This window comes from Mesorhizobium sp. M0028, assembly GCF_040323855.1.
Lineage (GTDB): Bacteria > Pseudomonadota > Alphaproteobacteria > Rhizobiales > Rhizobiaceae > Mesorhizobium.
On the sequence record NZ_JAMYVG010000006.1, the window covers coordinates 175,679 to 188,210 of the forward strand.

The following is a 12,532-nucleotide window of genomic DNA, read 5'->3' on the forward strand; positions in this document are numbered from 1 at the left end:
GTGTTTCGTACCAGCGACATAGTCCTGATCGCCGTCATGGTTTCGGCGGCTGCCTTGACCTACAAGACCAAGCGCGAGGCCGAGGAGCAACTGGCGGCAGTGCACAAGATCCAGGCGCAGATCCGTTATGAAGAGGACACGATCGACCTGCTCAAGGCGGACTGGAGCCTGCTTACCCAGCCGTCGCGCCTGCAGAAGCTCACCGAAATCTACAAATCGCAACTCGGACTGGAGCCGGTCAATGCGCGCCAGATCGTCGGGCTGGACGATCTGCCGGCCAAACCCGTCAACATCGAGGACCTTTCATCGCAGCGGCTGGGCGGCATGGCTGATATTGGCGGCAAGGATCCGGTGGTGACCGGAGGCATCGTCCAATGATCACCGGATTTCCAATGGCCGCCAGATTTCCACAGATTGGCAGGCTGCTGAAGCGCGGTTCGAAGCCCGGCGCGGGCGGATCGATCGTGGTCGAAGGTGCCCGCAAGGCAACCGGTGGCAAGGGCAGGACCCGCATTGTCATGACGATGGCGGTGTTCTTCGGTATCTATTCGACCATTGCCGGGCGGCTGGTCTATCTGGGTTTCCAGAACCCCGACCTGTCGGGCGGGCCGCAGAGCCGGGTGACGGCATCGCGGCCCGACATCGTCGACCGTAACGGCGAAGTGCTGGCGACCGACATCAAGACGGCGTCGCTGTTTGCCGAACCGCGCCGCATCGTCGATGCCGACGAGGCGATCGAAAAGCTGTCGACGGTGCTTCCCGAGATCGACTACGAGCAGACATACAACAAGCTGAAGAGCGGCGCCGGCTTCGTCTGGCTGCAGCGGCAACTGACGCCGAAGCAGCAGGCCGATATCATGCAGCTCGGCATCCCCGGCTTCGGCTTCCGCACCGAAAAGCGCCGGTTCTATCCGGCCGGCGAAACCTCGTCCTACATTGTCGGCCTCACCAACATCGACAATCAGGGCATCTCCGGCATGGAGAAATACATCGACGAACAGGGCTTGAGCGATCTTCAGGCGTCGGGCCTGGCAGTGGCCAAGGATTTGAAGCCGGTCCAGCTCTCGATCGATCTGCGCGTCCAGCATATCGTACGTGACGAGGTCGCCACCGGCATGGAAAAGTACCATGCGATCGCGGCGGGTGCCGTCGTGCTCAACGTCAAGACCGGTGAGGTGCTGGCGATGGCGTCGGTTCCAGATTTCGATCCGAACAACCCCTATAACGCGCAGGACAAGGACCGGCTCAACCGTATGTCCGCCGGCCTGTACGAAATGGGGTCGACCTTCAAGAGCTTCACCACCGCCATGGCGCTCGATTCCGGCAAGATAACGCTGCAAAGCCGCTTCGACGCATCGCGCCCGATCAGGATCGGCCATCAGACCATCCATGATTTCCATGGCAAGGGCCGGGTGCTGTCGGTGCCGGAAGTGTTCATCTACTCATCCAATATCGGCTCTGCCAAGGAAGCCGAAGCGGTTGGCATTGACGGACACCGCGAATTCCTGCATCGCCTGGGAATCCTCGAGAAGATGCAGACCGAACTGCCGGAAGTCGCCCGGCCGACCGAGCCCAAGGTCTGGAAGCAGGTCAATTCGATTACCATCGCCTTCGGCCACGGCGTGTCGACGACCCCGCTGCAGACGGCGGTCGGCTGCGCCGCGCTGATGAATGGCGGCTATCTGATGGACCCGACCTTCCTGCCGCGCACCCAGGAGCAGGCGATGGCGGTGGCCAAGAAAGTGGTCAGCGACAAGACCGTCGAGGGCATGCGCTATCTCTATGCCCTCAATGCCGAAAAGGGATCCGGCCGCAATGCCCGGGTGCCAGGATACCGGGTGGGCGGCAAGACGGGAACGGCGGAGAAGGTCGTCAACGGCCGCTACTCGAAGGAAAAGAATTTCAACGCTTTCGTTGCGGCTTTCCCAATGGACGATCCGCAATACATAGTGCTTACGATCGCCGACGAACCGAAGCCGGAAAAGCCCGGCATGGGTGCCACGGCTGCCTCGAATGCGGGCATCATGGCTGCAAACATCATCCGACGTGCGGCTTCCATGCTTGGCGTGAAGCCAGATTTCAGCCATGAAAATGGTGCAACGCTGGTTTCCTATCAGTGATTCTTGGGGCGCGCCGGCAACTGCGCGCTATTTTGTTGCGATGAACGGGGTTCGATGAAGCTGAAAAATCTAGCCGGTATCCTGCCTGTCGAGGGGACAGCTTCCTTCGACATGGAGGTTACAGGGATTTCGTCGGACTCCCGCCAGGTAACACCGGGTGTTGTCTTTTTCGCGCTCACCGGCTCCAAGGCGGATGGCGCAGCCTATGCCGCCGATGCCGCGAGCCGCGGCGCTGCCGCGATTGTTGTCGGCAAGGGCAGTGCGGTCGCCGGGCTGCCAGTTCCGGTTCTTGTCGTAGACGATCCGCGCCTTGCGCTGGCGCTGAGTGCTGCCCGTATTTTCGGCAAGCAACCGCAAACCATGGTCGCGGTGACCGGCACCAGCGGCAAGACCTCCGTCGCCGCATTCACCCGACAGATATGGGAGCAGGCGGGTTTGGTCGCCGCTTCGATCGGCACGACCGGCGTGGTGGCGCCGGGCCGCAATGAATATGGCTCGCTGACCACGCCGGATCCGGTGGCACTGCACAGGCTGCTCAAGGAGTTGGCGGAGGCCGGCGTCACCCACGCCTCGATGGAAGCGTCCAGCCATGGCCTCGACCAGCGCCGGCTCGATGGCGTCAGGCTTGCGGCCGGCGGCTTCACCAATCTCGGCCGCGACCATATGGACTATCATCCGACGGTCGAGGACTATCATCGCGCCAAATTGCGTCTGTTCGATGCGCTGCTGCCGAAGGGCGCGCCGGCCGTCATCTTTGCCGACGACCCGTGGTCGGAGCCGACAATCAAGGCGGCGCGGGCAGCGGGACTGAACGTGCTGACGGTCGGCCGCCACGGCGATTTCCTGCGGCTGAAGCGGGTCGAGCACGAGCGCCACCGCCAACGCGCCGAGGTCGAAGTTGACGGCGTTCTCCATGAAGTCGACCTGCCGTTGGCGGGCGACTTCCAGATCGCCAATGCGCTGGTGTCGGCGGGCCTCGCCATTTCGACTGGAACATCTGTTGCCAAGGCGTTGATGGCGCTAGAGAAATTGAAGGGTGCGCCGGGGCGGCTCGACCTCGTTGGGACGGCCGCCAATGGCGCACCGGTCTATGTCGACTACGCGCACAAGCCGGACGCGCTGGAAAACGTGCTGGCTTCGGTGCGTCCCTTTACCACCGGCCGCGTCATCGTCGTATTCGGTTGCGGCGGCGACCGTGACCGGGGCAAGCGGCCGATCATGGGCGAGATCGCCACAAGGCTGGCCGATGTCGTCATCGTCACCGACGACAATCCCCGCTCGGAAGTTCCCGAGACGATCCGCGCCGCGATCCTGGAGGCCGCACCTGGCGCCATCGAGATCGGCGACCGGCGCAAGGCCATCCACGAGGCAGTCGGGATGCTTCACGCTGGCGACACGCTGATCGTGGCCGGCAAGGGCCATGAGGAAGGCCAGACCATCGGCACCGAGACGCTGCATTTTTCCGATCATGAGGAAGTTCGCTCGGCGCTCAGGGAGCAAGCGGCGTGAGCTATCTGTGGACCTCCGAGGCGCTGGTTGCCGCCATGGATGGCCGGCCGCTCGGTCCGATGCCTGAAGGCATCGCCGGCATTTCCATCGACAGTCGCAGCCTGCAGCCGGGAGACGCCTTCTTCGCCATCAAGGGCGAGGTGATGGACGGCCATGATTTCGTCACCGCCGCCATCAAGGCGGGCGCCGGCGTGCTTGTCGTCGCCGAGGGCAAGCTGCCGTCGCTGGGGCGGCTGACGGCACCGATGATCGTCGTGGAGGACGTGCTCGTCGCGCTGGAAAAGCTCGGCGTTGCGGCGCGCGCACGCTCGAAGGCGAGGGTGATTGCCGTGACCGGTTCGGCGGGCAAAACCACCACCAAGGAAGCACTGCGCCACGCTCTGTCCGCGGTCGGTACGGTGCATGCATCGGCTCAGTCGTTCAACAATCACTGGGGCGTGCCGCTGACACTGGCGCGCATGCCGCAGGATTGCGACTATGCCGTCTTCGAGATCGGCATGAACCATCCGGACGAGATCCGGCCCCTCGTCAAAATGGTCCGGCCGCATGTCGCCATCATTACGCTGATCGCGGCCGCTCATCTCGGCTTCTTCCGCAACCTGGACGAGATCGCCAAGGCCAAGGCAGAGGTTTTCGAGGGACTGGAGCCCGGTGGCGCCGCCCTTCTCAACCGCGACGACCAGCGCTGGAAGCTGCTGGAGAAGATGGCGAAAGAAGCGGGCGTCGAGCATGTCTACGGGTTCGGCGAGAATGCACGGGCGACCTTCAAACTGATCAAATGCGAGCTCAATGCCGATCACTCCGTGATAGCCGCCAAGATTGGCGGACACGAGATTGTCGCCAGGATCGGCGCGCCGGGCCGCCATATGGTGCAGAATGTGCTGGCCGTGCTGGGTGCCGCGCATCTGGTCGGCGCCGACGTCACCAGGGTTGCGCAGGCGCTGGCCGATCTTTCGCCCGAACGCGGACGCGGCAAACGCTATGTGTTGCGCCATCCCAAGGGGCCGATCACACTGATCGACGAGAGCTACAACGCCAATCCGGCGTCGATGACCGCTGCAATGGCACTGCTCAACACCACACCAGTGTCGGGCGAGGGCAGGCGCATTGCCGTGCTTGGCGACATGCTCGAGCTCGGCAGCCATTCGGCGAAATTGCATGCCGCGCTTGCCGACCTGATCGTCGGCACCGATACGCGCACGGTTTTCCTCGGCGGCCCGGAAATGCGGGCGCTGGCCGAGGTGCTGCCGGGCGAGATCAAGACGGAATACCGCGCCGGCGCGGAAGATCTGAAACCGGTGCTTCTGTCGGAATTGAAGCCCGGCGACGTGGTCATGATCAAATCGTCGAAGGGCATAGGCTTTTCAAAGCTGGTCGAGGCGTTGCTCGGCAAGTTTCCGGCGGAAGCCACAACCAGCAGACAGACCTAGGATCGGTCCGGGGGACGCAAGCGCATGCTAACACTGCTCGTCGAATTTGCGGACAAGATCTCGGTCTTCAACGTCTTCCGCTACATAACTTTCCGCACCGGCGGAGCGCTGATCACAGCGGCGCTGATCGTGTTCATCTTCGGACCGACCATCATCAATTCGCTGAGGCTGCGGCAAGGCAAGGGCCAGCCGATCCGCGCCGACGGGCCGCAGACGCATTTCAAGAAGGCGGGAACGCCGACAATGGGCGGACTGATGATCCTGTCCGGCATCGTCGGTTCGTCGCTGCTGTGGGCGAACCTGTCGAGCATCTACGTCTGGGTGGTGCTGCTGGTGACGCTGGGGTTCGGCTCGATCGGCTTCTACGACGATTATCTCAAGGTGACGAAGCAATCGCATCTCGGCTTTTCCGGCAAGGCGCGGCTCGGGCTCGAATTCGTCATTGCCGGCATCGCCGCCTGGGTGATCATGCATAACGGCCAGGTGCCGTTCTCGTCATCGTTGACATTCCCTTTCGCCAAGGAGTTTCTCGTCAATCTCGGCTGGTTTTTCATCCCGTTCTCGTGCTTCGTCATCGTCGGCGCCGGCAATGCGGTGAACCTGACCGACGGCCTCGACGGGCTGGCGATCGTGCCGATCATGATCGCGGCGGCGTCCTTCGGCGTCATCGCCTATCTCTCCGGCAATGCGGTGTTCGCTGAATATCTGCAGATCCATTTCGTTCCCGGCACCGGTGAGCTTGCCGTGGTCCTCGGAGCGGTGATCGGTGCCGGTCTCGGTTTCCTGTGGTTCAATGCGCCGCCGGCGGCAATCTTCATGGGCGATACCGGCTCGCTGGCGCTGGGTGGGCTGATCGGCACGGTCGCGGTGGCGACCAAGCACGAGATCGTGCTGGTCATCGTCGGCGGCCTGTTCGTCGTCGAGATATTCTCGGTCATCATCCAGGTCGGCTATTTCAAGATGACCGGCAAGCGCGTCTTTCTGATGGCGCCGATCCACCATCATTTCGAAAAGCTCGGCTGGACCGAAAGCCAGGTGGTGATCCGCTTCTGGATTATCGCCGTCATTCTGGCGCTGGTCGGGCTGTCGACCCTGAAGCTCAGATAGGAGGCCGCTTGATCCCCGCCGCATCCTTTTCAGGCAAGCGCGTTTCGCTCTTCGGGCTCGGCGGCTCGGGGATTGCCACGGCGCGCGCGCTGATCGAGGGCGGCGCGGACGTCCTCGCCTGGGACGACAATCCCGACAGCGTTGCCAAGGCCGGCGCGGTCGGCATCGCCACCGCAGACCTGCGCGGCGCGGACTGGGCGAGGTTTTCCGCCTTCGTGCTGTCGCCCGGCGTGCCGCTGACGCATCCCAAGCCACACTGGACCGTCGAGCTCGCGCGGGGCTCAGGCGTGGAGATCATCGGCGATATCGAGCTTTTCTGCCGCGAGCGGACGGCGCGGGCGCCGGCAGCAGCCTTCATCGCCATCACCGGCACCAACGGCAAGTCGACGACCACGGCATTGACGGCGCACATCCTCAAATCGGCCGGGCGCGACACGCAGATGGGCGGCAATATCGGCCGCGCGGTGATGACGCTCGATCCGCCGCAGCCCGAGCGGCACTATGTGGTTGAGTGCTCGTCCTATCAGATCGATCTTGCCCCTTCGATCAATCCGACGGCCGGCATCCTGCTCAACCTGACGCCGGACCATCTCGATCGCCATGGCACGATGCAACACTACGCCTCGATCAAGGAGCGGCTGGTGGCCGGCAGCGAGACGGCAATCATCGGTGTCGACGATTCCTGGTGCGCCCAGATCGCCGACCGGCTGGAGCGAGCGGGCCGGCAGATCATTCGCATCTCCAAGCGCCTGCCGCTGACCGACGGCTATTTCGCCGAAGGCACCAACCTGATGGAAGCCGTGCACGGCCGCTACAGCCGGGTCGCCTTTCTCGAAGGCATCGGCTCGTTGCGCGGCCAGCACAACGCGCAGAATGCGCTGGCCGCCGCCGCCGCCTGCCTCAAGGTCGGGCTCGAGCTCGGCGAGATCCAATCCGGACTGGAGAGTTTCCCGGGGCTGGCGCACCGCATGGAGCAGGTCGGCCGCAAAGGGCATGTGCTGTTCGTCAACGATTCCAAGGCGACCAATGCCGATGCCGCGGCACCGGCGCTGTCGAGCTTTGCGCGTATCTACTGGATTGCCGGAGGTCTGCCGAAAGAGGGTGGCATCGAGCCGTTGCGCGGCTTCTTCCCGCGTATCGCCAAGGCCTATCTGATCGGCGAAGCCGCACCGGCCTTTTCGGCGACGCTGGGCGAAGCGGTGCCCTACGAGATATCAGGCACGTTGGCTGCGGCGGTCGAACACGCCGCCCGCGATGCGGCCAAGGATAGTAGCGGCGAGGCGGTGGTGCTGCTGTCGCCGGCCTGCGCCAGTTTCGACCAGTTCAAGAATTTCGAAGTCCGCGGTGAGGCGTTCAGGCAAGCCGCAACCGCCATTGATGGCGTGAAGCCCATCGGAGGGACACGATAATGCAAAGCCGTCTCGACAAAAGCCCCGTGGCGACCTGGTGGTGGACGATCGATCGCTGGTTCCTGGCGGCGTTCCTGTCGCTGATGGGCCTCGGCATCGTTTTGTCCTTCGCCGCAAGCCCGGCGGTGGCCGAACGCATCGGACTAGACAGTTTCCACTTCGCCACACGCCAGATCATCTTCACCATTCCGGCACTTGGAGTGATGCTTGCCGTCTCGTTCCTTGAATCCAGGCAGATCCGGCGCATGGCGCTGGTCATGCTGTGCATCACGCTGTTTTTGATGGTGGCGGTGCTCTATATCGGCGTCGAGGTGAAAGGCGCGCGGCGCTGGGTATCGCTTGCCGGCCTGTCGATACAGCCGTCCGAGTTCCTGAAACCGGGCTTCGTCATCATCTGCGCCTGGCTGTTCGCCGAGCACAAGCGCCAGCCCGACATTCCGGGCAATCTGTTCGCCATGTTGCTGCTTGCGCTGGTCATCTCGCTGCTAGTGGCGCAGCCTGACCTGGGGCAGACCATGCTGGTGCTCGGCACCTGGGGGGTGATGTTCTTCATGGCCGGGCTGCCGTGGCTGTGGATCGTCGCGCTGGGTGCTGCCGGCGTCGGCGGCGTGTTCGCCGCCTATGCGGTGTTCCCGCACGTTGCCGGCCGCATCGACCGCTTCATGACCGGCGAGGGCGACACGTTCCAGGTCGACATGGGCCGCGAGGCGCTGATCAATGGCGGCTGGTTCGGCGTCGGGCCGGGCGAGGGCACCGTCAAGCGGGTCATCCCCGACAGCCATGCCGATTTCGTCTTCTCGGTCGCTGGCGAGGAATTCGGGCTGATCATGTGTTTCTTCATCATGTCCATCTTCGGCTTCATCGTGCTGCGCGGCCTCAACACGGCACTCAAGGAGCAGGACGATTTCACGCGCTACGCGGTTGGCGGCCTGGTCACCGTCTTCGGCCTGCAGTCGGTCATCAACATGGCCGTCAATCTGCAACTGATGCCGGCCAAGGGCATGACGCTGCCGTTCATCTCCTATGGCGGTTCCTCCCAGATCGCGATCGCCATCTCGATGGGCATGGTGCTGGCGCTGACGCGCAAGCGCCCGGAAAAGCGCAAGCAGCTGGGCTTCATGCCGTCGCCGCGTGCGATGCCGGCGGAGTGAGATGGCGAAGGGGGTCATCCTTCTAGCTGCTGGCGGAACGGGCGGACATCTGTTCCCGGCCGAGGCGCTGGCACATGAGCTCAAGGCGCGCGGCTGGGCGGTACATCTGGCCACCGACGACCGCGCCGAGCGCTTTGCCGGGCAGTTCCCGGCGACCGCCATCCATCCGATCCAGTCGGCGACGATGGGCTCGAAGAATCCTTTTGCCATGCTCGCCGCGTTTTGGAAAATCTGGCGCGGGGTGCGGCAGGCGTCGGCCGTCATCGCCAGCATCAAGCCCGCCATCGTGGTCGGCTTCGGCGGCTATCCGACACTGCCGCCGCTTTACGCGGCGACCCGGCGCAAGGTGCCGACGCTGATCCACGAGCAGAATGCGGTGATGGGCCGCGCCAATCGGGCGCTCGCCGGCCGCGTCGACGCCGTTGCCGGCGGGTTCCTGCCGGAAGACATCAGTTCCACTGGCGCCAAGACGGTGACCACCGGCAATCCGGTCAGGCCGCAAGTGTTGGAAGCAGCGAATACACCCTATGCTGCATCGGCCGGCGAAGAGCCGTTCCGGTTTCTGGTGTTTGGCGGCAGCCAGGGCGCGCAGTTCTTTTCCGATGCGGTGCCGGCGGCGATCGCCCGGTTTTCCGATGCACAGCGTAGGCGACTGGCGATCACGCAGCAGGCCCGCGCCGACGATGTGGCGCGGGTGGAAGCCGCCTATGCCGCGCTTGGCATCGAGGCCGAGGTGTCGCCCTTCTTCACCGACATGGCGGCGCGGCTCGCGGCGGCGCATCTGGTGATGTCGCGCTCCGGCGCGTCGACCGTATCGGAAATCGCGGTGATCGGCAGGCCGGCGCTGCTGGTGCCTTATCCGCACGCGCTCGACCACGACCAGGCGGCGAATGCGGCCGCCCTTGCCGCAGCGGGTGGCGCCGAGGTGCATCCGCAATCCACGCTTTCGGCGGAGCGGATCGCTGCGCTTGTCGGCGGGCTAATGGATGATCCAGGCAGGGCGGCGACAATGGCTGCGGCGGCGAAATCGTCCGGTAAACCGGATGCCGCGCGGTTGCTCGCCGATCTGACAGAGGCTATTGCGTCCAGGAAATCCGTTTCGGAATTCAGGAAGGAGACGCATTGATGAAGATGCCACAGACGATCGGCCTCGTGCATTTCATCGGCATTGGCGGCATCGGCATGAGCGGCATCGCCGAGGTGCTGCACAATCTCGGCTACAAGGTGCAGGGATCCGATCAGGCCGACAGCGCCAATGTGCAGCGGCTGCGCGACAAGGGCATCGAATGCTTCGTCGGCCACCAGGCCGAGAACCTCGGCGAGGCCGAAGTGGTCGTCGTCTCCACCGCAATCAAGAAATCCAACCCGGAGCTGAAGGCGGCGAGAGAGAAGTTGCTGCCGATCGTGCGGCGCGCCGAAATGCTAGCCGAGCTGATGCGCTTCCGGCAGGCGGTCGCGATCGGCGGCACGCACGGCAAGACAACGACGACTTCGATGGTGGCGACGCTACTCGATGCCGGCGGGCTCGACCCGACGGTGATCAATGGCGGCATCATCAATGCCTATGGCACCAACGCCCGCATGGGCGACGGCGAATGGATGGTGGTCGAGGCCGACGAGAGCGACGGCACCTTCCTCAAGCTGCCGGCCGAGATTGCCGTCGTCACCAATATCGACCCCGAACATCTCGACCATTACGGCTCCTTCGACAAAGTGCGCGAGGCATTTCGCCAGTTCGTCGAGAACGTGCCGTTCTACGGCTTTGGCGTGATGTGCACCGACCATCCCGAGGTGCAGGCGCTGGTCGGCCGCATCGAGGACCGGCGCGTCATCACCTATGGCGAAAATGCGCAGGCCGACGTGCGCTTCACCAATCACCGCATGGACGGCCCGACCTCGGAATTCGACGTGGTGATCCGCGACCGCAAGACGCACGGCCAGATAACGATATCAGGTCTGCGGCTACCCATGCCCGGGCGCCACAATGTCTCCAATGCGACGGCGGCGATTGCCGTCGCGCATGAGCTCGGCCTTTCGGCTGAGGCAATCAAGAAGGGTCTGTCGTCCTTCGCCGGCGTCAAGCGGCGCTTCACCCATACCGGTTCGTGGAACGGTGTCGATGTGTTCGACGATTACGGTCATCATCCGGTCGAGATCACGGCGGTACTGAAGGCCGCGCGCAGCGCCACCAAGGGCCGCATCATCGCCGTTACCCAACCGCATCGCTTCACTCGGCTGCGCGATCTGTTCGACGAGTTTTCCGTCTGCTTCAACGACGCCGATACGGTAATGGTGGCGCCCGTCTATGCGGCCGGCGAGGAACCGATCGACGGCGTTACGTCCGACGCACTGGTGTCGCGCATCCGCTCCGGCGGCCATCGCGACGCACGCTACATCGAAGGTCCGGCGGCGATTGCGCCGATCGTGCGCGAGGTGGCGAAGCCGGGCGATTTCGTCGTCTTCCTCGGCGCTGGCAACATCACCCAATGGGCCTATGCGCTGCCCAAAGAACTCGGCGGGACTATCTCATGATGCGCGGCCAGGCGTTGATCGACAAGCTTGGCGACCGGCTTGCCGGACTGCGCGGCCGCATCACGCCCAATGCCGAGATGGACAAGATCACCTGGTTTCGAGCCGGCGGGCTCGCGGAGGCATTGTTCCAGCCGGCCGACGAGGACGATCTTGCCGCGTTCCTGAAGGCGGTGCCCGAGGAAATACCGCTGACCATCGTCGGCGTCGGCTCAAACCTGCTTGTCCGTGACGGCGGCATTGCGGGCTTCGTCATCCGGCTTTCGGCCAAAGGCTTTGGCGAGACCGAAGTGATAGCGCCGACCACGATCAAGGCGGGGGCCGCGACACCCGACAAGCGCGTTGCGGCCGTTGCCTACGAGGCCGGCATCGGCGGCTTTCATTTCTACCACGGCATTCCCGGCGCCATCGGCGGAGCGCTGAGGATGAACGCCGGCGCCAACGGTGTCGAGACGCGCGAGCGCGTGGTCGAGATGCGGGCGCTCGACCGCAAGGGCAATGTGCATGTGCTGAGCAACGCCGACATGGGCTATGCCTATCGCCATTCAGCTGCGCCGTCCGGGCTGATCTTCACGTCGGCGCTGTTCGAAGGCGTTCCGGAGGACAAGGCGGCGATCAAGGCCGCGATGGATGCTGTCCAGAACCATCGCGAGACCGTGCAGCCGATCCGCGAAAAGACCGGTGGCTCGACCTTCAAGAATCCCGAGGGCACCTCGGCCTGGAAGGAAATCGACAAGGCCGGCTGCCGCGGCCTGATGGTCGGCGGGGCACAGATGTCGCCGATGCATTGCAACTTCATGATCAACACCGGGACCGCCACAGGCTACGAGCTTGAATATCTCGGTGAGACGGTGCGTGCGCGCGTGCTCGAAAGATCGGGCATCCGGCTGCAGTGGGAGATCAAGCGCATCGGCAATTTTCGGCCGGGCCATGCCGTCCAGGAATTTCTCGGGCAGCTGCTTTAGCGCAAGCCGAAGACCGTTGCCTCCGGACCTCATGAATTCACATTTTGCTGCCGTTTTTGCGGAAAGTGAATCCATCGGAATCGTAAGCACTTGCCAGCGAATCAACTCTCTGATTCTCTGCCCTGAAGCGTTTCCTGATTTGAGTCGTTTCGACGCGTTACTCGCGTTTCCGTCTGGGGGGCAACCTGCCGGGAGACTCGGACTCAATGTTGCGGAAACACGGGAGCAAAGCTGCTCGGCGTATTTGAGTGCGCGCGATGCTTTTCGGGCCATGCACGATGGTGCAGGCCTGCTGTGAGAGGAAATGACGGG

At 63.7% G+C, this 12,532-nt stretch carries 10 protein-coding genes; all 10 read left to right on the plus strand.

Annotation, left to right across the window (positions count from 1 at the left end):
• The 10 genes from ftsL to murB are packed head-to-tail and all read left to right on the plus strand — an operon-like array spanning nucleotide 1 to nucleotide 12,220.
• Nucleotides 1-378, plus strand: coding sequence for a cell division protein FtsL (gene ftsL / locus NKJ93_RS14855; RefSeq protein WP_023676771.1), 378 nt, complete (start codon nucleotides 1-3; stop codon nucleotides 376-378).
• Between the two features lie 14 nt (nucleotides 379-392).
• Nucleotides 393-2,120 (plus strand): peptidoglycan D,D-transpeptidase FtsI family protein, encoded by a 1,728-nt coding sequence (locus NKJ93_RS14860; protein ID WP_352589858.1) that lies wholly within the window; start codon nucleotides 393-395, stop codon nucleotides 2,118-2,120.
• Nucleotides 2,121-2,174: 54 nt separating this feature from the next.
• Complete coding sequence (locus NKJ93_RS14865; protein WP_023721206.1) at nucleotides 2,175-3,629, plus strand: UDP-N-acetylmuramoyl-L-alanyl-D-glutamate--2,6-diaminopimelate ligase; 1,455 nt, start codon at nucleotides 2,175-2,177, stop codon at nucleotides 3,627-3,629.
• Nucleotides 3,626-5,059: a UDP-N-acetylmuramoylalanyl-D-glutamyl-2,6-diaminopimelate--D-alanyl-D-alanine ligase gene (locus tag NKJ93_RS14870; RefSeq protein WP_352495120.1), complete on the plus strand. Its 1,434-nt coding sequence runs from the start codon at nucleotides 3,626-3,628 to the stop codon at nucleotides 5,057-5,059. Before NKJ93_RS14865 ends, NKJ93_RS14870 begins: the two co-directional genes overlap by 4 nt.
• 24 nt (nucleotides 5,060-5,083) lie before the next feature.
• The gene (mraY, locus tag NKJ93_RS14875) at nucleotides 5,084-6,166 is read left to right on the plus strand and encodes a phospho-N-acetylmuramoyl-pentapeptide-transferase (RefSeq protein WP_023721204.1); all 1,083 of its coding nucleotides are present in this window, start codon (nucleotides 5,084-5,086) and stop codon (nucleotides 6,164-6,166) included.
• 8 nt (nucleotides 6,167-6,174) lie between these two features.
• The gene (gene murD / locus NKJ93_RS14880; protein WP_023721203.1) at nucleotides 6,175-7,575 is read left to right on the plus strand and encodes a UDP-N-acetylmuramoyl-L-alanine--D-glutamate ligase; all 1,401 of its coding nucleotides are present in this window, start codon (nucleotides 6,175-6,177) and stop codon (nucleotides 7,573-7,575) included.
• A complete protein-coding gene (gene ftsW / locus NKJ93_RS14885; RefSeq protein WP_023721202.1) occupies nucleotides 7,575-8,726 on the plus strand; it encodes a putative lipid II flippase FtsW in 1,152 nt (383 codons plus the stop codon). The genes murD and ftsW overlap by 1 nt, the downstream gene beginning before the upstream one ends.
• Nucleotide 8,727: 1 nt before the next feature.
• The gene (gene murG, locus NKJ93_RS14890; protein WP_352589861.1) at nucleotides 8,728-9,852 is read left to right on the plus strand and encodes an undecaprenyldiphospho-muramoylpentapeptide beta-N-acetylglucosaminyltransferase; all 1,125 of its coding nucleotides are present in this window, start codon (nucleotides 8,728-8,730) and stop codon (nucleotides 9,850-9,852) included.
• Nucleotides 9,852-11,258 carry a UDP-N-acetylmuramate--L-alanine ligase gene (gene murC / locus NKJ93_RS14895; protein ID WP_292664387.1) on the plus strand — a complete coding sequence of 469 codons (1,407 nt, stop codon included), beginning with the start codon at nucleotides 9,852-9,854 and terminating at the stop codon, nucleotides 11,256-11,258. Before murG ends, murC begins: the two co-directional genes overlap by 1 nt.
• A complete protein-coding gene (gene murB / locus NKJ93_RS14900; protein WP_352589864.1) occupies nucleotides 11,255-12,220 on the plus strand; it encodes a UDP-N-acetylmuramate dehydrogenase in 966 nt (321 codons plus the stop codon). Before murC ends, murB begins: the two co-directional genes overlap by 4 nt.
• Nucleotides 12,221-12,532: the final 312 nt, after the last annotated feature.

Excerpts from the sequence above, each read along its gene's own strand:
- NKJ93_RS14860 (WP_352589858.1), top strand. The coding sequence starts at position 393 with ATGGCCGCCAGATTTCCACAGATTGGCAGGCTGCTGAAGCGCGGTTCG.
- NKJ93_RS14865 (WP_023721206.1), top strand. The coding sequence starts at position 2,175 with ATGAAGCTGAAAAATCTAGCCGGTATCCTGCCTGTCGAGGGGACAGCT.
- mraY (WP_023721204.1), top strand. The coding sequence starts at position 5,084 with ATGCTAACACTGCTCGTCGAATTTGCGGACAAGATCTCGGTCTTCAAC.
- ftsW (WP_023721202.1), top strand. The coding sequence starts at position 7,575 with ATGCAAAGCCGTCTCGACAAAAGCCCCGTGGCGACCTGGTGGTGGACG.
- murG (WP_352589861.1), top strand. The coding sequence starts at position 8,728 with ATGGCGAAGGGGGTCATCCTTCTAGCTGCTGGCGGAACGGGCGGACAT.
- murC (WP_292664387.1), top strand. The coding sequence starts at position 9,852 with ATGAAGATGCCACAGACGATCGGCCTCGTGCATTTCATCGGCATTGGC.
- murB (WP_352589864.1), top strand. The coding sequence starts at position 11,255 with ATGATGCGCGGCCAGGCGTTGATCGACAAGCTTGGCGACCGGCTTGCC.